Origin of the sequence: Roseomonas aerilata DSM 19363 (assembly GCF_000711725.1) — a bacterium.
GTDB lineage: Bacteria > Pseudomonadota > Alphaproteobacteria > Acetobacterales > Acetobacteraceae > Roseomonas > Roseomonas aerilata.
In genome coordinates, this window is record NZ_JONP01000008.1 from 1 (window position 1) to 19,405 (window position 19,405).

Sequence of the window (19,405 nt, forward strand, 5' to 3'; positions counted from 1 at the left end):
GAGCGCGCCGAGCTCGGTGGTGGTGAGGCCGCCGAGCTGGGTGGTGGTGAGCGCCGCGAGCTGGGTGGCCTTGAGGCCGGCGAGCTGGGTGGTGTCGAGGGCACCGAGCTCGGTGGTGGTAAGGCCGGCGAGCTGGACGGTGGTGAGGCCGCCGAGCTGGGCCGCGGTGAGGCCGCCGAGCTGTGTGGTGGTGAGCGCGCCCAGCTGGGCGGAGGTAAGACCGCCAAGCTGGGTGGCGGTGAGGCCGCCGAGCTGGGCGGAGGTGAGGCCGCCGAACTGCGTGGTGGTGATCGCCGCGAGCTGGGTAGCCTTGAGGCCGGCGAGCTGCGTCGTGGCGAGCGTGCCGAGCTGCGTCGTCGTCAGGACGGACACCTGGGTGGTCGTCAGGGCGCCGAGCTGGCTTGCACTCAGCGCGCCGATCGAGGTCGTCGACAGGCCCTGGATGACGGTGGTCGACAGCCCAGGGATCTGGGTGACAGAAAGGTCTGCGACGCCGCTCATGACGGGCACACCTCAGTCACGGCCTCGCGGCGGCCACCGGCCCAGCCCTGGCCGTAATTTGGTGTGGACTTGAACCGCATCATCCTGCTCCCAGCCGTGAAACTTGTTGGAGGTCGACCGGACCGCATGAGCGCACCGGTCTGATTTCGCTGCTGTTGCGGAGCGTGGCAGGGCTACATTACCAAAGTTCTAACAAGCGGCGTCTCCGTCCGACGCTTCGGGAGCGGCGATGGCCACTGCCGGATCGTAACGGCGCCGGCCCCGAACGTGACAAGATATGCCGTTTGCCCGATGGCGGAGTGAGGGGAGGCGCGGGGATTGCGCACCCCACCGCAATAGGATGAGCCATGTCTTCGATACTGCGGCCAGCGGGTTAGCGACTCCGGCGCGGAAGCCCGCGTCAGGGCTCGCGGAGACTCTCGCTGATGCTGCGCATGATTGGGTAGAGGATGTAGGAGATCACGGTCCGGGTCCCTACCCTGATCTCCGCCGCCAGCGTCATTCCCGGGATCAGCCGCGCGCCCTCGGGCATGCCCTGCAGCGTGCTGTCGCGCAACTCGACAACGGCGCGGTGAAAGGCCGTCGAGCCGCCCGCCGCACCCGCCGGGGAGGGCGCGGAATCCGCGACGATGGCGCGCAGCCTGCCGGTCAGCAGGCCGTGCCTCTGGTAAGGAAAGGCGTCCACCTTCACCCGCACCTCGTCGCCCGGCTTCGTATAGCCGATATCGGCGGAGCCGATTGCGATCTCGGCGATCATTGCGGCGCTGCTCGGGATCATCGTGATCAGGGGCTCGGCCGCGTTGAGCACGGAGCCCACTGAGCGCTTCGCCACCTCCAGCACGACGCCGTCCTCCGGCGCGGTGAGCTCCACCAGCCGGTTCACCAGGTCCGCCTTCGACAGGTTCTCGTCCACGGCCAGCGAGTCGGCGCGAGTCTTGACCAGCTGCTCCGTCAGCTCGCGCCGCCAGGAGTCGATGAAGGCCTGACGGTCGGCCTTGAGCGAGAGAATGGCCTGCTGGGCGGTGTTAATCTGGGCGATCGCCGCCTGCAACTCTCGCTCGTTGCGGACACGGGCGGCCTGGGCCTCCACATAGTTCAGCCGAGAGCCGCTCTGCGAGCGGAACAGCGTATTGCGCATCGACTCGACCTCGCGCGCGAGGGCGACCTGCTGGGTGAGCAGCTCGCGGGTCGCCTGGGCCGTCGCGACTTCGATCTCGTGGCTGCGGAGTCGCTGGTCGATATCGGCGAGGCGCGACGTGAACTGAGCCTGGCGTTGGCGGTAGAGCGCGCGCTGCAGCATCAGCTCCTGCGAACCGGACTCGGGTTCGAAGGGCGTGCCGTCCAACTCGGCTTCCAGCCTTCCCTGCTGGGCGCGGATGGCGCTCTGCTGCGCGAGTAGCACGGCGCGGTCGGCCTGCGCGAAGGTCGGGTCCAGCGAGGCGAGCAAGTCGCCCTTGCGCACGACCTCGCCCGGCTTCACCCGGATCTGCCGGATGACCGAGAGCTGCATCGGCTGCAGCACGATCGTCGGCGAATCCATCGACAGGCGGCCTGTGCCCGCGACGATCACATCCACATGAATGATGCTGGCCAGCAGGATCATCGTCAGGAAGAGGGCGACCGCGATCCGGTGCGTGTTGCAGAGCAGGGAGGGCGCCGGACGCGCGAGATAGTCCTCGAGGTCCGGCTGGGGCGGGGCAAAGCCCTGCTGCAGCCAGGCACGCTCGGCTGCCGTCTCCGATGATTGGCGCGGCCGGCGCAGCCGCGCGACGAGCGAGCCCGACCGCGCCAGCGGCGGGGCGGCGGGGACAGAGGCCGGCTCGTGGTTGATCGTGGCACTCACGCGAAGTGCTTCGTCTGCTGCCGCCAGAGGTTCTGGTAGGCCCCGCAGCGCTCGAGCAGCACCTTGTGCGGCGCGAAGTCCAGCACCCGGCCGTGCTCCAGCACCAGGATGGCGTCAGCCCCGGCGAGGGATGTCAGGCGATGGGAGACGATGATGAGGGTTCGGCCACGGGCGATCTCGGCCAGGTTGTCCTGGATCACCGCCTCGCTCTCGGGGTCGAGGGCGCTGGTCGCCTCGTCGAAGATGAGGAGGTTGGGCCGTGTCAGCAGGGCCCGGGCGATCGCGAGCCGCTGGCGCTGGCCGCCGGAGAAGTTGGACCCGTTCTCCTCGATCATCGTGTCATAGGAATGCGGCAGGCGGTTGATGAACTCATCGGCACCGGCGATGCGCGCGGCCTCCATGATCTCCTCCAGCGTCGCTTCCGGCCGAACGGCCGAAAGATTCTCGCGCAGCGTGCCGCGGAAGAGGAAGTTCTCCTGCAGCACCACACCGATGCTGCGGCGGAGATGCACGAGATCGATGTGGCGGATATCGACGCCGTCGAGCCGGATCACCCCCTCCTGCGCGGTCTGGATGCCCTGGATCAGGCGGGTGACCGTCGTCTTGCCCGAGCCCGAGCGGCCGACCACGCCGATCACCTGGCCGGGCGCGACCGTGAAGGAGACCGCGTCCAGCGCGGGCGGACTGCCGGGACGATAGGCGAAGGTGACGTTGTCAAAGACAAGCTGGCCGGAGACCTCCGGGCGCAATCCCTGGTGGCCCGGGTCCCGCTCCGCCGGGTGGGACATCACCGTGCCGAGCATCCGCACCGCCAGCATCGTCTCCTGGTACTCGTTCAGCAGACCGACGATCTGCACCAGCGGCCCGGTCACCCGGCCCGACACCATGTTGAAGGCGACGAGCGCGCCGATGCTGAGCGATCCGTCGAAGACCTCCAGCGCGCCGAGAGAGAGAACGCTGATCTGCATCAGCTTCTCGAGCCCCTGCATCATCACGCCGGCCAGCGCGGAGAGGCGGCCGACGGTGGCGCGGCGCTCCATCCCCGCAGTGATCTTCTCGTTCCACACGGCCTGGCGCGCAGGCTCCAGCGCCAGCGACTTCACCGTGCGCATCCCGTGGATCGTCTCGACCAGATGCCCCTGCCGTGCGCCCTCGGCCTGGTAGAGTCCCTCGAGGTTGCGGCGGAAGGTCGGCACCATGAAGCCGATCACCAGCGCCATGACGAGGGAGAAGCCGAGGACGAGCGCGGTGAGCTTGCCGCTGTAGAGCACCATCACCGTCAGCATCAGCGGCAGGGACACGGCATCCAGCGCGGTCTGCAGGAGGCGCCCCGTCAGGAACTGACGGATCGTGTCCGTCTGCTGCAGGTTGCGCGCCAGCACGCCGGCCGTGTTGGCCTCGAAGAAGAAGAGCGGCAGGGTCAGCAGGTGCTGAAAGGTGCGCGAGGCCAGCCTTGCGTCGATCTTGCTCGTGACCACCGTCATCAGATACTGCCGCACATAGGCGAACAGGCCGTCGAAGGCGGCCAGCGTGCAGAACATCACCACCAGGGCCAGCAGGGTCTGGTAGCTGTGGTGGGTGATCACCTTGTCGATCAGGATCTGGAACATCAGCGGCGTGGCGAAGGCGATCAGCGCCGACATGAGCGCCGCCAGCACCACGTCCCGCAGCAGGCTGCGGTGGAGCAGGATCTCCGGCAGGAACCAGCGCAGGCCGAAGGTGCCCTCCGCGCGCGGCTTGCGGTCGGCCTTGCAGACCACCAGCACGCCGCTCCAGTCGCGCAGGAACTCGGCCCCTGCCACCATCTGCACGCCCTGGCGCTCTACCAAGGGGTTCATCACGTAGAGGGCGCCGCCGGACTCCGCCGTCGTCGCCTTCACCACGATGACCCAGCGCCCGTCCTGCATCAGGGCCATGACAGGAAAGGTGTGGCTGAGGGCGGTGAGGTGCTGCCACTTCCGCCGCCGCACCACGCGCCCCCGCAGGCCCACCTGCCGCAGGATGCGCAGGATGGAGCCGAGCACGTCCGTCTCTGCCACGACCGAGAAGTGCTCCGGCCGCAGCTGGACACCGTGGTACATGGCAATCATGAACAGGCAGCGCAGCGCCGTGTGCAGCGGCGACATCATCGTCGCCGCCGCGACGGCAAGCCCGTCATTCGGCATCCTGGCCTCCGGGGAATGGGGCGTGCACGACGGGGCCGGGGATCAGGCGGGCATGGGTTCCGCGGCCCTCGACTCGAGCAGCGGCACACAGGCCGGCGTGCCCTCGATGGGGTCGGCGCCGACATCGATGATACGCACCGGAACCGTTGTTCCGGTCAGCGCGGCGAAACCTGCGCCTGCCAAGTTTTTTGGCATCATGGAGAGCGACTCCTGAAGAGGTCGGCCCCCAGGCTAGCCCCCGTCTCTTCAGAGAAGATGAAGATCGTGGGCCCCTTTGCCCGGGCTACGGCATAATCGGGCCGTCGCAGTTAACCGATCCTTTGCCCGGCGCGGGCAATCTGCCCGCCTGTCCCGAGGCGCAAAAATGTTACGCCGCTCCATCCCTCTGCTGACGGCCCTCCTGCTGGCCGCCTGCGATATCGGCCCCGACTACCAGCGGCCGTCCGACAACGTGCCCGGCTCCTTCGCGGGGCGCGCGGGCACGCTGCCCGTGCTGCCGACCACCGCCTGGTGGCTGACGCTGAACGACCCGATCCTCGACGGGCTGGTCGAGCGGGCGCGGCGGGCCAATCCGGATCTCGGCCGGGCGCAGGCGGTGGTGGCGGAGGCGCGGGCGGCGCTGGCGCAGGCGCAGGGGGGTGGGACGCCGCAGCTCAACGCGGGGGCATCGGCCAGCTACGGGCGCTCCTTCACCTCTCCGAACTACTACGGGCGCACGTCGGGCTACAGCACGGGCGGATTCGATGCCTCCTGGGAGATCGACCTCTGGGGTCGCAACCGGCGCACGGTGCAGGCGGCGGCCGCGAATGCGGAACTTGCGGAGGCGGAGGCGGACGACGCGCTGCTGACGCTGCTCGGCGACGTTGCCCGCAGCTACGTGGAACTGCGCGGCACCCAGGCGGGGATCGAGACGACGAATCTCACGATCGAGAACCAGAAACGGTCGAACGAGCTCGCGGCGCGGCGCGTGGCGGGGGGCGACGGCAGCCGGCTGGAAATCCTCCAGGGCGCGACGCTGCTGCAGCAGCAGGAGGCGCAGCGGCCGGTGCTGCAGGCGCGCGCGGATCTCCTGATCAACGCCCTCTCCACCCTTTGCGGGGAGGCGCCGGACGCGCTGAGGGCGCTGCTCTCGCCGCCCGGCCCCATCCCGCAGGGGCCGCTGCCGGACCCGAGCGTGCCGGCGGACCTGCTCCGGCGCCGGCCGGACGTGCGCGCGGCGGAGCGGCAGCTCGCGGCCGGCGTCGCGCTCATCGGGGCGGCCATGGCGGAGCGCTATCCGAGCCTCAGCCTCTCAGGCAGCCTGACGCTCAGCGGTGGCACGTTGTCGAATGTCATGGCGGCGCCACTCTTCGCCCTCTCGCCGAGCCTTCGCGTTCCGGTCCTCGATGGCGGGCAGCGCGAGGCGGCGGTGGATATCCGCCGCGCCCAGGCCGAGCAGGCGCGCCACGCCTATCGCACCGTGGTGCTCAAGGCACTGCGGGAGGTGGAGGACGCCATGGCGCAGGTGCGCAGCCTCACGCAGTACCGCGACGGCCTGAAGCAGACCGTACTGACGGCAGGAAAGGTGGTGGACACCGCGCGCTCCCTCTACAGCGCGGGGGCGACGGATTTCCTCCAGGTGCTCGATGCCCAGCGTGCCCTGACGGCGAGCCGCGACGCGCTTGCCCAGGCGGAGGCGGCGCGGACGATCCAGGTCGTGGCCCTGTTCAAGGCGCTCGGCGGCGGGTGGCAGACGGAGCCGAACCCAAGGGTGGCGGCGCGCTGACGCATCCCCCCGCCGGGCGGTCAGCCCCGGCGGTGCCTCGGGGCACGCGGCGCGGCGCTCCGCGGCAGGGGCTGCATCGCCTCCACCTGGATATGCGCGTCCTCGGCGCCGGGGCGGCGGGCGTTGGCCGCGAAATGGGCGGCGGCGTAGGGCGCCACCTCCACCTGCGTCTCGCGCCCGAGGATCCGGATGCGGCCGATCTCCGCGCGGGACACGTCACCCCGCTTGCAGAGGAAGGGCAGCAGCCAGCGCGGGTCCGCCTGGCCGTCGCGGCCGACGCTGAGGCGGAACCACACGCCCTCGGAAGGAGGCGGCGGGCCGCCGTCGCGCGGGCCGTCCGCCATGGGGCGGCGGGCGCGGTCGGCGCTGACGGGGGCGAGTTCCTCCGGTGCCGGCAGCGGCGCGCGCATGAGCTTCACCAGGGCGGTCGCCAGGGCCAGCGGGTCGGCGGCGGCGGGCTTGTCCGGGGCCGCTTCCGTCGCGGGGCGGCTCCAGGCGGCCTCGTCGTTGCTCGGGGCGGGGGCGCCGGTGAGGGCCGCGACCGGCAGGCCGGCGCCGACGAGGGTGCGGGCGATCGCCAGATCCTCCTCGGCGGGCTCCTCGGTCAGCAGCTCGCGCGCGCGGGCGGCGATGCGCTCCGCATCCTTCGCGCGCACGGCCTCGGCCGAGGGCGCGGGGCCCCAGGTGGCCTCGACGCGCGCGGCGGAGAGAAGCCGCTCCGCGATCCGGCGACGGGAGGGCGATACGATCAGCAGGCTCGTGCCCTTGCGCCCCGCGCGGCCGGTGCGGCCGGAGCGGTGCAGCAGCGTGTCGGGGTCGCGCGGGAGTTCCGCGTGAATGACGAGGTCCAGCTCCGGCAGGTCGATGCCGCGGGCGGCGACGTCGGTGGCCACGCAGATCCGCACATGGCCGTCCCGCAGGCTCTGCAGCGCGCGGGTGCGCTCGGCCTGGGAAAGCTCGCCAGAAAGGGCCACCGCCGCGAAGCCGCGCTCGGAGAGGTTGCCGTGCAGGCGGGCGACGGCCGCGCGGGTGGCGCAGAAGACCATCGAGATCGGCGCGTCCTCGAGGCGCAGCGCGTTCACCACGGCGCGCTCCACGTCGCTCGGCGCGACGAGGGCGGCGCGGTAGGTGATGTCACCGTGCGGCTCGTCGCCCGAGGTCGCCTCGATCCGCAGCGCGTCGCGCTGGAACTGCTTCGCCATCTGCGCGATCGGCCGCGGCACGGTGGCGGAGAAGAGCAGGGTGCGGCGCGTCTCGGGCAGGGCGCCGAGAATCGCCTCCAGCTCCTCGCGGAAGCCGAGGTCGAGCATCTCGTCGGCCTCGTCGAGCACGACAACGCGGACGGCGTCGGTCTTGAGGTTGCCGCGGTCGATGTGGTCGCGCACGCGGCCGGGGGTGCCCACCGCGATGTGCACGCCGGCCGAGAGGGCGCGGCGCTCGGCCACCGGGTCCATGCCGCCGACACAGGAGGCGATGCGGCCGCCGGAGGGGCCGTAGAGCCAGGTCAGCTCAGTCTTCACCTGCAGCGCCAGCTCGCGCGTCGGCGCGACGATCAGGGCCAGCGGGTGGCCGGGGGCGGGCAGGCGCGGGGCCTCGCCGAGCAGGTCGGTGGCCATGGCGAGGCCGTAGGCGACGGTCTTGCCCGAGCCGGTGCGGGCGGAAACCAGCAGGTCGCGCGCGCCGGTGCCCTCGGCCAGCACGGCGGCCTGGACGGGGGTGGGGGTGGCGTAGCCGCGGGCGGACAGGGCGTCGCGCAGGGGCTGAGGCAGGGAATCGAAAGACATCTCAGGCGTCCATGAAGAAGGGCGCCTGATCGCGGCTCCGGCGTGCGTCAGGGCACGTCGTGGCGCGGGGGGGCGGCGCGTTCGGGGGGCCGGGCGCGGCTGAAGCGGCACCGGAGGCACGGATATCGGCGTTCGGCCGGTCTGCCACAACCGGTAGCTGCGCATTCCAGCCCTGCGGCGGGGCGGAGTGCCCTACGGGGCCGCGGCGAGGGCGCGCGCCTCCTCCAGCCGCTCGCCCAGCGGGATCGAGCGGCGGCCGCGCAGCAGGGCGCGCAGGCGGCCGAGGGTGACGCGCCGGTTGGCCCAGAGGAAGGCGCTGCTCAGCAGCCCGATGCCGGGGGTGCGGCGGAAGGGCTCGCCGGTGTCGATGTCGTAGGGGTGGCAGTAGGTCCAGGCGAGCGGCCCCTCTATCCGCCCCGCCATGGCGCGCAGGTCCCAGGCGGGCAAGTAGCGGAGATACATGCCGCCGAGGAAGGGAAGGCGGGCCGGGCCGAGGCGGGCGAGGGGCACCGGGAGTTCGAGCAATTCCGCGCCGTCGCCGAGCGGCCAGGCGAAGGGGTGGCGGGGCGCGAGGGGATGCCCGTGGCCGAAGCCGCGCGCCGGCAGCACGGAGGAGGAGTAGGCGTGCCCGGCCCCGGCGATCACCCGCGCCGCCCATTCGGTGCGGTCCGTGAGGGAGAAGAAGGGCGCGCGGAAGCCCGCGACCGCCTGGCCGGAGAGGTCCTGCAGCGTCGCGCGGGCGCGCCTGGCCTCGGCCAGCAGCCCAGCGGGGCCGAGCGCCTCGAGCGGCCGGTGCGTCTGGTTGTGCGAGGCGACCTCGTGGCCGCGGGCGGCGATGTCGCGCACCAGCCATGGTTCGGCATCCGCCACCTCGCCAAGGATGAAGAAGGTGCCGCGCGCGCCGGTCTCGTCCAGCAGGTCGAGCAGCGCCGCGGTCGCGGCCAGGTGGCGCCGACCGGTCGGGTCAGTCGGGCTGGGCTCCACATCCGCCGTGAAGGTAAGTCGTTGCGGAAGCGGCGCGAAAGGGCAGTGGGCGTGGCCCGCGTGCACCTTCCGTGTTGTAACGCACCTGCTCATGGGGCTTTCATAAAGCGCAACGGCATCTTCTGTGCTTAATCATGAGACAACATGGGGGCCAGGATGGAGGCGCCCAGGGTGGAGACGAAAGAGTGGCTTCGATCACGGCGATGACGGCCCTTGAGGCGGAGGTGGCGGAGCTGATCGTCAGCGCCCTGCAACTGGAAGTGGCGCCGGCGGAGATCGATCCCGAAGCGCCGCTCTTTGGGGAGGGGCTGGGGCTGGACAGCATCGACGCGCTGGAGATGGCGCTCGCCGTCTCGCGCAAATACGGCTTCCAGCTCCGCTCGGACGACGAGCGCAACGGGCGGATCTTCGCCTCGCTCCGCAGCCTTTCCGCGCATATCGAGAAGAACCGGGTGGGCTGAGATGCCGCCTCGTCGAAGGGGCGCGCGGCTGGCGGGGCGTCTCGGGACACGGCTCGCGCCCGCGGCCGTGCTCGGCGCGGCCTGGCTGGCCTTCGGTCAGGGCGCCGCGCACGCCGTGCTGTCGCTCCTGCCTGCCATGGCCTGCGCCGGCTTCGCCTGGGGTTTCGCGCGCACCCTGCGGCACGGGCGGGAGCCGCTGATCGCCCACTACATCCGCTTCGACGAGCGGCGCGACGGCGCGGAATGCGCTGTTTACGCCCGTCGCCTCACCGCGGTCTGGGCGGTGGCGCTCGCGCTCGCGGCCGTCGCGCAGCTCCCTCCCTTGGGGGGTGGCGGCCTCGCCTGGCACCTGCTGCCGCTCGCCGCCCTCCTCCTGCTGTTCCTGGGGGAGCACGTGGTGCGCAGCCTGTGCTTTCCGGCGGGCGGCATTGCCTGGCCCGACCAGACCTTCCGCGCCATCCTGCGGGCGGAGCGGGCGCGTCATGGATAATCCCCTCTTCCTCGACCGCGCGCCGGGCGAGGTGCTGGCGCGGCGCGGCGCGGAGGCCGTCACGGCCGCGCGCTTCCTCGCGGACGTGGCGGCGCTGGCCGCGCGGCTGCCGGACGGCGCTTGCGTCCTGAACCTCTGCGCCGACCGCTACCTCGCGCTCGTGGGCTTCGGGGCGGCGCTGGCGCGGGGTCAGGTCACGCTGCTCTCGGCCGACCGCTCGCCGCACCGGCAGCGGGCGCTGGCGGCTCGCTATCCCGGCACCTATGCGCTGACGGACGGGGCGGAGACAGTGATTCCCGCCGCTGTGGCCGGGGCCTGGGGAGAGGGGGCGGGCGCGAACTTCGCCATCCCCGCCGAGGCTGTGGCCGCCATCGGCTTCACCTCCGGCAGCACGGGGGAGCCGGCGGCGCATGCCAAGCCCTGGGGGGCGCTCGTCGCGGGGGCGCGGGCGGCGGCGCGGCGCTTCGGGCTGGACGATCCCGCCGACCCCGCGACGGTCATCGGCACCGTGCCGGCGGCGCATATGTACGGCTTCGAGACGACGATGATGCTGCCGCTGCGCGCGCCGGTGGCCATCCATTCCGGCCCGCATTTCTACCCCATTGAGGTCGCGGAGGCAGTGGCCGCCGCGCCCGGGAGGCGCGTGCTGGTGACGACGCCGCTGCAGCTTCGCGCCCTCGTCGCGGGGGGTGTGTCCGGCGTTTCGGCGGTGATCTCCGCCACGGCCCCGCTCGCCCCTTCCCTCGCCGCGGCGGCCGAGGCGTCGCTCGGCGGCGGCGCGATCCCGGTGCTGGAAATCTACGGCGCGACGGAAATGGGCTCCATCGCCAGCCGCCGCACGGTGGAGGGCGATGCCTGGACCCTCTACGACGGTGTCTCCCTGCGGGCGGAGGGGGAGGAAGTCGTCAGCGCCCTCGTGCCCGGCCTTCCCGCGCCGGTGCCGCTCTCGGACCTCGTGGAGCTCGCCCCCGACGGCCGCTTCCGCCTGCTGGGGCGGCGGGGGGATATCGTGAAGCGCGGTGGAAGGCGGGCCTCGCTGGCCGGGCTGAACCGCGTGCTGAGCGAGATCGAGGGGGTGGAGGACGGCGTCTTCCTCGCGCCCGACGACCTCGACGCCAACCCGGCCGCCCGCCTCGCCGCTTATGTCGTGGCGCCGACCCTCACCCCCGCCGGGATCCTCCTCGCCCTGCGCGGGCGGGTGGAGGACGTCTTCCTGCCCCGCCTGGTGGTGATGGTGGAGCGCCTGCCGCGGGATGCCGTGGGCAAGATCACGCAGCGGAGCCTCGATTCGCTGCGCGAGCGCCTGCCGCAGGCCTCAGGGAGCGGGGCGTGAGCGAGGGCCTCGCCTTCCGTTTCTCGGTACCGGGGGAGCACCCCTGCCTGCCCGGGCACTTCCCCGGCCGCCCCGTGGTGCCGGGCGTCGTGCTGCTCGACCGCGTGATGGCGGCGGCGGGGCTTGGCGGCGCGGTGCGGCTGCCCTCGGCGAAGTTCCTGCGGCCCGTGCTGCCGGGGGAGGAGGTGCTGGTCGAGCTGCGCCCGCTGGAGGGCGGCCGTCTTGCCTTCACCGGGCATGTGGGCGGGGAACTCGCCTTCCGCGGTGAGGTCGCGCCGCCATGAGCTGGACGCGCGAGCGCGAGCGGGGCGGTGCGGCGCTGCGGCTGATGGCCTGGATCGCGCGGCGCATGGGCTGGCGCTTCTCCTACGCGCTGCTCCTCCCGGTAACGGCCTGGTTCATGCTCTCCGCCCCCGCACACCAGCGGGAGGCGGTGCGGCGCTTCCAGCGGCGGGCCCTGGGGCGCGAGCCCGGCTGGCCCGACCTCTGGCGCCCCTATTTCGCCTTCGCCGCGACGATGCTGGACCGGGTCTATCTCCTCCAGGGCCGCACGGCGGGCTTCAGGATCACGGTCACGGGGCTGGAGGCGTTGGACGCGCATATCGCGGCCGGGCGCGGCTGCGTGCTGCTCGGCGCGCATCTCGGCTCCTTCGAAGCGATGCGCGCCCTGGCCGACCGCGGCTGCCCGGTGGAGGTGATGGCCTTTATGTACGAGGCCAACGCGCGCCTCGCCAACGCCGTCTTCAGCGCCCTCTCGCCCGAGAAGGCGGAGCGGGTGGTGGCCCTCGGCCGTCCCGATTCGATGTTGCGCGCGAAGGAGTGCCTTGATCGCGGGGGGCTGGTGGGCATCCTGGCCGACCGCCGCCCTGCGGTGGGGGAGGACCGGGTGGTGCCGGTGCCCTTCCTCGGCGCCACGGCGCCGCTGCCGGCGGGGCCGCATATCCTCGCGGCCGTGCTCGGAGCGCCCGTGATGCTCGCCTTCGGCATCTGGCGCGGCCCACGGCGCTACGAGATCCGCTTCGAGGAATTTGCCGAACGGGTGGTGCTGCGGCGCTCGGCGCGCGAGGCGGACCTGCGGGACTCGGTGCTGCGCTACGCCGCCCGGCTGGAGGAGGTGGCGCGGGAGCACCCGGCGAACTGGTTCAACTTCTACGACTTCTGGGAGGAGATGGGCGCGGCCGCCACCGCCGCTGAGGCCGTGCCGCAATCGGCGCCCGCTGCCGCGCGGCGTGCGGTGCTGGCCCTGCCCCTGATGGCCTCTCCCGCCGCCGCGCAGCAGGGGGGCGGGCTGGAGGCGGTGATGGCCGCGCTGGCCGCCGTGCGGCGCACCGAGGCGGATTTCGTCGAGACGAAGGAAATCGCGGGCCTGGCCGATACGCTGCCGAGCAGTGGCACGCTGCTGTGGCAATCGCCCTCCACCCTCGAGAAGCGTGTCACCGATCCCTTCCAGGAGCGGGTGGTCGTGAGTGGGGACCGGCTGGTCTACGAGCGCCCGTCGCGCGGGGAGCGGCAGGAGGTGAACCTCGACCAGGCGCCGGAAGTGCGGGCGCTGGTGGAGGCGATCCGCTCCACCCTCGCCGGCGACCTGGCGACGCTGCGCCGCTTCTATGAGGTTTCCTTCGAGGGGGCGCTGCCGGCCTGGACGATCGTGCTGCACCCTCTCTCGGTCCGGGTGCGGGCGGTGGTGCAGCGGGTGGAGATCCGCGGCGTGGAGGGCGGCATCCGCTGGTTCCAGACGGTGGGGAACGAGTCCTCGGTCATGCGGGTCACGCCGCGCTCGTGACCGGTCCCTCCACGGGTGCCATGCGCGGCCGGGCCGCCCTGCGCCCGGCCCTCGCGCTGCTGCTCCTCGCCCTGCTCGGCGCTCTCCTGTTCCGGCTGATCGAGATCCGCACGGACATGGCGGATTTCCTCCCCCCCGCTGCGACGCCCGAGGCCGCCTTCCTGCTGGGCGAGCTGCGCGACGGCGCGGCGACGACGCTGCTGCTGGTGGGGCTGGAGGGTGCTGGCGCGCCCGGGGGCGCCGAGGTGCCGGAGCTCGCGCGCGTCTCGAAGGCGATGGGCGCCGCGCTGCGCGACGGTGGGCTCTTCGCCTTTGTCGGCAACGGCACGGGCGACCTGACGGAGGGGGAACAGGCGCTGCTCTTCCGCTACCGCTACCTTCTCTCCCCCGCTCAGGGGATCTTCGAGGTGCCGGCGCTGCGGCAGGGGCTGGAGGCGCTGCTGGATGGGCTGCGCTCCTCCCTCTCGGGCGTGCTCTCGCGCCTCGGCTTCGCTGACCCCACGGGGGTTTTCCTGGAGATGCTGCGTGGCTGGCTCGGCGGCAGCACCGTGACGATGAAGGAGGGCGCCTGGTTCGCGGGTGGCGAGGGGCTGCCGCGCGCGCTGCTGGTGGCGCGCAGCCGGGCCGCGGGGACGGACATGGAGGGGCAGCGGGAGGCTTCCGAGGCCGTGCGCGCCGCCTTTGCCGGCGCCGGGCCGAAAGGGGTGCGGCTGCTGCTCTCCGGGCCCGGCGTCTTTGCCGCCAGCGCGGCCGCGGCGGTGAAAGCGGATGTGGAGCGGGTCTCGATCCTCTCGGGCGCGCTGCTGCTGGGCTTCCTCGTCTGGCGCTACCGCTCGGGCGCGATGCTGCTGGCGGCGGGGGTGCCGCTGCTGGCAGGCAGCCTCGCGGGGGCGGTGGCCGTCGCGCTCGTCTTCGGGCGGGTGCAGGGGGCGGCGCTTGGCTTCGGCGTGACGATGCTGGGTGTTGCCGTGGATTATCCCATCCTGCTGCTGACGGCCCGCCGGCCGGAGGAGGCGCTGGGGGCGGCCGCGCGGCGGATCTGGCCGACGCTGCGGCTGGCCGCCGGGGCGGCGGCGCTGGGGCTGGTGGCGATGATGGCCTCGGGCTTTCCCGGCCTGGCGCAGCTTGGGCTTTTCGGGGCGGCGGGGCTGCTGGTGGGGGTGGCGGTCACGCGCTGGGGCCTGCCGCGGCTGCTGCAATCCGAGGCGGTCGTGGCGCGTCCCCTCCCGGCGCCGGTGCTGCGGGCCCTCGGCGGGCTGCGCGGCCAGCGTGCCCTGGCGGGAGGCGTGGTGGCGCTCTCGGTAGCTTGGCTGGCGGTCGCGGGCCTTCCGCGCTGGGAGGACGACATTGCCCGGCTGAGCCCGGTGCCGGAGGCGGAGCGGAACCTCGACGGGGAACTCCGCACCCAGCTCGGCGCCCCCGACGTACGGCACCTCGTGGCGCTGCGCGGGCGGAGCGAGGAGGCGGTGCTCCGTGCCTCCGAGCGGGTGGGCGACGCCCTGGCGCCCCTGCTGGCCGATGGAAGGTTGGGCGGGCTGGACCTGCCGAGCCGCTACCTGCCGAGCCGCGCCGCGCAGGAAGTGCGCCAGGCGGCGATGCCGACGCCGGAGGTCCTCTCGGCGCGGCTGGCCGAGGCCATGGCGGGGCTTCCCTTCCGCCCCGAGGCCTTCGCTCCGTTTCTGGCAGCGGTGGAGGACAGCCGGACATTGCCGTTGCTGGACCTCGGAGCCCTGGCGGCGGCCCCGCTGATCTCGGCCCGTCTCTCGCCGATGCTGTCGCGCCGGGGGGAGGGGTGGCAGGGCCTCGGGCTGCTCTCGGGTGTGGCCGATGCGGGCGCAGTGCGGGCGGCGGTGGCGGGCCTCCGCGACCCCGGGATCCTCTTCGTGGACGTGAAGGGGGAGACGGAAGGAATGATCGCCGCCACCACGCGCGGCGCCCTCCTCTGGTGCGGGGTGGGCGCCCTGGCCGTGCTGGCGCTGCTCGCGGCGGGGCTGCGCGGCCCCCTGCCCGCCCTGCTGCGGGCGGCGCCGATCGCGGGCGCGGTGCTGGTGGTGCTGGCGGTCCTCTCGGCGACGGGGGAGCGGCTGACGCCCTTCCACCTTGCGGCCCTGCTGCTGATGGCCGGCGTCGGGCTGGACTACGCCCTCTTTCTCGGCCGGGCGGAGCCCGATCCGACGGAGGCCGCGCGCACCCTGGCCGCCGTGCTCACCTGCACGGTGACGACGCTGCTGACCTTCGGGATGCTGGCGCTCTGCGCCACGCCGGTGCTGCACGGGATCGGTCTGACGGTCTCGGTGGGGGTGGCGGCGGCCTTCCTGCTCGCGCTCGGGCTGGCGCCGCGCGCAGGGCGATCCATTCCGTGAAACGCTCTTGCGGCCGTGCCCGCGGGATGGAATTCAACCCCTTCCCCGCTGCACAGCGGGCTTGCCCGATGCGATAGAGCCTTCAGATGTCATCCATGCTTCCCCCTCTCGCCCTTGCCGCCCGCAGTACCGTCAGTGCCATGGGCACCGGCCTGGCGGCGACGCGCGAGGCGCTGCACGCCCGGCGCGGGGGACTCGCGCCCTGCGACCTGCCGGGCATGCCGGAGGGGATCTGGACCGGGCGCGTGCCGGGGCTGGAGGAGGTCGTGCTGCCGGAAGCGCTGGCCCGCTATGCCTGCCGCAACAACCGGCTGGCGGAGCTGGCGCTGGGGACGGACGGCTTCGCCGAGGCGGTGGCGGCGGCGGCTGACCGCTACGGCGCGCATCGCGTGGCCGTGGTGCTCGGCACCAGCACCGCGGGCATCGCCGAGACCGAGGCCGCCTATGCCCGGCGCGGCGAGGACGGCGCGCTGCCGGCGGAATTCGACTTCACCCACACCCACGATCTGCACGCGCTGCCGCGCTACGTGCGCGCGCGCCTCGGCCTCTCGGGCCCGGCGGTCTCGATCTCCACCGCCTGCACCTCGGGCGCGCGGAGCTTTCTGGAGGCGCAGGTGATGATCGCCGCCGGCCTCTGCGACGCGGCGGTGGTGGGGGGCGTGGACACGCTCTGCCGCATGACGCTGCACGGCTTCCGGGCGCTGGAGCTGCTCTCGCGCGGCGCCTGCCGCCCTTGCGCCGCGGACCGGGACGGGATCTCGATCGGCGAGGCCGCGGGGCTCGTGCTGCTGGTGCGGGCCGGGGACGCCGCGCCCGGCAGCTTGGCGCTCCTCGGCGCCGGGGCGAGCGCGGACGGGCACCACATGTCCTCCCCCCATCCGGAGGGGCTGGGCGCCGTCGCCGCCATGCGCGCCGCCCTCGACGCCGCGGGGGACGGGCCGATCGACTACATCAACATGCACGGCACCGGCACGAGGGCGAACGACGCGATGGAGGGCAACGCCATCCGCGCGCTCTTCGCGGACCGCGTGCCCTGCTCCTCCACCAAGGGATGGTCGGGGCACACGCTCGGGGCCTCGGGCGCGTTGGAGGCGGTGATCGCCTCGATCTGCGTGGAGGACGGGCTAGTGCCGGGATGCCTCGGCGTCGAGACGCCCGACCCGGAGTTCGGCGTGGACCTGGCGGTCGGAAACCGCGCCGCGCCGGTGCAGCGGGTGCTGAGTAATTCCTTCGGCTTCGGCGGCAGCAACCTCGCGCTGGTGATCGGCCGGGCGTGACCGTCGAGCACGAGGTTCCCCGCCGCCCGATGAGGTGCGGCATCGCCGGCATTGGCCTGCTGGGTCCCGGCCTGCCCGGCTGGCAGGCGAGCCGCGCGGTACTTGCGGGCGGGGTGCCCTGGGAACCCGCGCCCGTCGCCCTGCCGCCGCCCGCCGCCCTGCCGCCGACCGAGCGGCGGCGCACCAGCCCCTCCGTGCGGCTCGCCCTCGCCGCCGCGGGCGAGGCGGCCGAGGGCTCGGGGCTGCCGCCGGCGGAACTGGAGACGGTCTTCGCCTCCTCCAACGGCGATGGCGCGGTCGTCGGCTCGATCCTCGAGGCGCTGACAGTGCCGGACGGGGCAATCTCGCCGACGCAGTTCCACAACTCCGTGCACAACGCGGCCGCGGGATACTGGGGCATCGCCATGGGCTCTACCCGCGCCTCGGTGAGCCTCGGCGGGCATGACGACAGCTTCGCGACGGGGCTGGTACAGGCGGTGGCCTCCGTGGTGGCGAGGAGCGTGCCGGTGCTGTTCTGCGCCTATGACGCGCCGCTCGCGCCGCCGCTCGACGCCAAGCGCCCCACCGACGCGCCCTTCGCCGTGGCGCTGGTGCTGGTGCCGGAGGGTGGCGTGCCGCTCTCGGTCGAGTTGGCGCCGGATGCGGAGGTGACGCCCGCCGGTGAGATGGAGGCGCTGGCGCGGGGCAATCCCGCCGCGCGCTCCCTGCCGCTGCTGCGCGCGCTCGCGGCGGGCCGCGCCGCGCGGGTCGCGCTGCCGCTCGCCGATGGCGGCGCGGTGGTGCTTGAGGTCGGCGCGTGACGCCGCAGGTGCCGCATGCCGGCGCGATGCGGCTGCTGGATCGCGTGCTGTCGCACGACGCCGATTCGATTCTCTGCGCCGCCGTCTCGCACCGTGACCCCGCGAACCCGCTGCGGCGGGACGGGATGCTGCCCGCCGTTTGCGGCGTGGAGTACGCCTTGCAGGCCATGGCCGCGCACGGGGCGCTGACGGGCGACGGCACGGCGCAGGCGGCCGGCTATCTCGCCAGCCTGCGCGGCGTCTCGCTCCGCGTCGCGCGGCTGGACAGCATCGCGGCGGATCTGCGCGTGGAGGCGCGTGCCCTCTCCCGCGCCGCGCGCGGCTTCGTCTACGCCTTCGAGGTATCGGCCGGGGGCGAGGCGCTGCTCTCGGGCCAGGCGGCCATCATCATCCCGGAGGCCGCATGATCCGCGCGCTTGTCAGCGGCGGCGCGAGCCCGATCGGCGCCGCCATCTCGCGCGCGCTGGCGCGGGACGAGCACCACGTCATCGTCCACGGCAGCGGCAATCCCGACCGCGCGCGCGCCGTCGCGGCGGAGATCGCCTCGGCCGGCGGCAGCGCGGAGGCCGTGGCCTTCGACCTGACGGACGCCGCCGCCTGCGAGGCCGCTCTCGCGCGGCTGCTGGAGGGCGGCGCCATCCAGGCCGTCGTGCACAACGCCGGCACGCATGACGACGCGCCGATGGCCGGCATGTCCGCGCGCCAGTGGCATTCCGTGGTGGACGTGTCGCTGAACGGCTTCTTCCACCTCGTGCAGCCGTTGCTGCTTCCCATGATCGGCACGCGCCGCGGGCGGATTGTCGCCATCTCCTCCGTCTCGGGCGTCATGGGCAATCGCGGCCAGGCGAACTACGCGGCGGCGAAGGCCGGGCTGCACGGCGCGGTGAAATCCCTCTCGATGGAGTGTGCGCCGCGCGGCGTCACGGTCAACGCCGTCGCTCCCGGGCTGATCGAGAGCCCCGCGGCAGAAGCGTTCACCAAGGAACAGATCCGCGCGATGGTGCCCGCCCGCCGGGCCGGCCGCCCGGAGGAGGTGGCGGAGCTGGTGGCCTTCCTCGCCTCCGACCGCGCGGCCTACATCACCGGGCAGGTCATCTCGATCAACGGGGGAATGGCGTGACCATCGAGACGCTTTCGACGCGCATCACCTACGAAAACCCCTGGACCCGCGTGCGCGAGGACATCATCCGCCGTGCCGACGGCAGCCAGGGCCTCTACGGCGTCGTCGAGCGCTCCGATTTCGTGGTGGTGGTGCCCGTGCAGGACGGCCGCGTGACGCTCGTTGAGCAGTACCGCTACCCCGTGCGCGAGCGCCTTTGGGAATTCGTCATGGGCATGTGGGAAACCCGCCCGGGCATCGACCCCGCCGCGATCGCGGCCGGCGAGTTGCGCGAGGAGACCGGCCTCATCGCCGGCCGCATGACCTATGCCGGAGAGATGTTCCAGGGCGCCGGCTACTGCAACCAGCGCGGCCACGTCTTCCTGGCAACCGAGCTGACCCGCGGCGAAACCTCGCGCGAGGCAACCGAGCAGGACCTCATCTGCCGGGATTTCTCGATGGCGGAACTCGAAGCCATGCTGCGCGACGGGGTGATCCGCGACGCGATGAGCATGGCCGCTTTCGGGCTGCTGCGGCTCAAGGGGCTGGTATAAATCGTGTCCTCTGGCGGGACCGAAGAGGGCTCTGCCCTCTCCGGACCTCACCCGCCAGGAGCCTGAGGCTTCTGGACCTGCATCTGGCTGTCGCGGATGCGGTGATCGGGGCCGGTTCTTCTTGTGCCCTTCCTGCGCGTGCAGTCGCCTCGGGTCAGTGACCCGAGGCGCACCGGCCGTTGAGTAACTCCAACTCGAAGAAG

Annotated in this window: 18 protein-coding genes; 12 read left to right on the plus strand and 6 right to left on the minus strand. The window is 72.9% G+C overall.

The genetic code is table 11. From position 1 onward, the window contains the following. The 4 genes from BO39_RS10815 to BO39_RS32545 all read right to left on the minus strand — a co-directional run. On the minus strand, positions 1-501 hold a 501-nt coding region (locus BO39_RS10815; protein WP_420493638.1), incomplete at its 3' end, for a hypothetical protein. Positions 502-901: 400 nt separating this feature from the next. Next, entirely contained in the window at positions 902-2,344 is a 1,443-nt protein-coding gene (locus BO39_RS10820; RefSeq protein WP_052401930.1) for an HlyD family type I secretion periplasmic adaptor subunit, read from the minus strand. Next, complete coding sequence (locus tag BO39_RS10825; protein ID WP_211257430.1) at positions 2,341-4,509, minus strand: peptidase domain-containing ABC transporter; 2,169 nt, start codon at positions 4,507-4,509, stop codon at positions 2,341-2,343. The genes BO39_RS10820 and BO39_RS10825 overlap by 4 nt, the downstream gene beginning before the upstream one ends. Positions 4,510-4,551: 42 nt before the next feature. Next, a complete protein-coding gene (locus BO39_RS32545) occupies positions 4,552-4,707 on the minus strand; it encodes a hypothetical protein (RefSeq protein ID WP_156963645.1) in 156 nt (51 codons plus the stop codon). Positions 4,708-4,873: 166 nt separating this feature from the next. Between BO39_RS32545 and BO39_RS10830 the strand changes: the two genes are divergently transcribed. After that, the gene (locus BO39_RS10830; RefSeq protein WP_043832998.1) at positions 4,874-6,274 is read left to right on the plus strand and encodes an efflux transporter outer membrane subunit; all 1,401 of its coding nucleotides are present in this window, start codon (positions 4,874-4,876) and stop codon (positions 6,272-6,274) included. A gap of 20 nt (positions 6,275-6,294) precedes the next feature. Here BO39_RS10830 and BO39_RS10835 read toward each other — a convergent pair whose 3' ends face one another. Both BO39_RS10835 and BO39_RS10840 read right to left on the minus strand, forming a co-directional pair. Beyond that, positions 6,295-8,058 (minus strand): DEAD/DEAH box helicase, encoded by a 1,764-nt coding sequence (locus tag BO39_RS10835; protein WP_043832999.1) that lies wholly within the window; start codon positions 8,056-8,058, stop codon positions 6,295-6,297. Between the two features lie 192 nt (positions 8,059-8,250). Next, entirely contained in the window at positions 8,251-9,135 is an 885-nt protein-coding gene (locus tag BO39_RS10840) for a DUF3473 domain-containing protein (RefSeq protein ID WP_084698033.1), read from the minus strand. Positions 9,136-9,227: 92 nt separating this feature from the next. Between BO39_RS10840 and BO39_RS10845 the strand changes: the two genes are divergently transcribed. The 11 genes from BO39_RS10845 (at position 9,228) to BO39_RS10895 (ending at position 19,202) form a co-directional block, all read left to right on the plus strand. Continuing rightward, positions 9,228-9,503 carry a phosphopantetheine-binding protein gene (locus tag BO39_RS10845; RefSeq protein ID WP_281175540.1) on the plus strand — a complete coding sequence of 92 codons (276 nt, stop codon included), beginning with the start codon at positions 9,228-9,230 and terminating at the stop codon, positions 9,501-9,503. A gap of 1 nt (position 9,504) precedes the next feature. Further along, a complete protein-coding gene (locus BO39_RS29835; protein ID WP_052401932.1) occupies positions 9,505-9,993 on the plus strand; it encodes a hypothetical protein in 489 nt (162 codons plus the stop codon). Next, complete coding sequence (locus BO39_RS10855) at positions 9,986-11,326, plus strand: AMP-binding protein (RefSeq protein WP_052401933.1); 1,341 nt, start codon at positions 9,986-9,988, stop codon at positions 11,324-11,326. The genes BO39_RS29835 and BO39_RS10855 overlap by 8 nt, the downstream gene beginning before the upstream one ends. After that, positions 11,323-11,610: an ApeI family dehydratase gene (locus tag BO39_RS29840; RefSeq protein ID WP_052401934.1), complete on the plus strand. Its 288-nt coding sequence runs from the start codon at positions 11,323-11,325 to the stop codon at positions 11,608-11,610. Before BO39_RS10855 ends, BO39_RS29840 begins: the two co-directional genes overlap by 4 nt. Continuing rightward, entirely contained in the window at positions 11,607-13,109 is a 1,503-nt protein-coding gene (locus BO39_RS29845; RefSeq protein WP_052401935.1) for an LpxL/LpxP family acyltransferase, read from the plus strand. The genes BO39_RS29840 and BO39_RS29845 overlap by 4 nt, the downstream gene beginning before the upstream one ends. Further along, a complete protein-coding gene (locus tag BO39_RS10870; protein WP_052401936.1) occupies positions 13,106-15,472 on the plus strand; it encodes an MMPL family transporter in 2,367 nt (788 codons plus the stop codon). The genes BO39_RS29845 and BO39_RS10870 overlap by 4 nt, the downstream gene beginning before the upstream one ends. Before the next feature lie 95 nt (positions 15,473-15,567). Further along, the gene (locus BO39_RS10875) at positions 15,568-16,749 is read left to right on the plus strand and encodes a beta-ketoacyl-ACP synthase (RefSeq protein WP_043833315.1); all 1,182 of its coding nucleotides are present in this window, start codon (positions 15,568-15,570) and stop codon (positions 16,747-16,749) included. After that, positions 16,746-17,549, plus strand: a complete 804-nt coding sequence (locus BO39_RS10880) for a beta-ketoacyl synthase chain length factor (protein WP_156963646.1) — start codon at positions 16,746-16,748, stop codon at positions 17,547-17,549. The genes BO39_RS10875 and BO39_RS10880 overlap by 4 nt, the downstream gene beginning before the upstream one ends. Then, positions 17,546-17,956, plus strand: coding sequence for a hotdog family protein (locus BO39_RS10885; RefSeq protein WP_043833000.1), 411 nt, complete (start codon positions 17,546-17,548; stop codon positions 17,954-17,956). The genes BO39_RS10880 and BO39_RS10885 overlap by 4 nt, the downstream gene beginning before the upstream one ends. Beyond that, entirely contained in the window at positions 17,953-18,669 is a 717-nt protein-coding gene (gene fabG, locus BO39_RS10890) for a 3-oxoacyl-ACP reductase FabG (protein WP_043833001.1), read from the plus strand. Before BO39_RS10885 ends, fabG begins: the two co-directional genes overlap by 4 nt. Beyond that, positions 18,666-19,202, plus strand: a complete 537-nt coding sequence (locus BO39_RS10895; protein ID WP_043833003.1) for an NUDIX domain-containing protein — start codon at positions 18,666-18,668, stop codon at positions 19,200-19,202. Before fabG ends, BO39_RS10895 begins: the two co-directional genes overlap by 4 nt. The last annotated feature ends 203 nt before the right edge of the window (positions 19,203-19,405 follow it).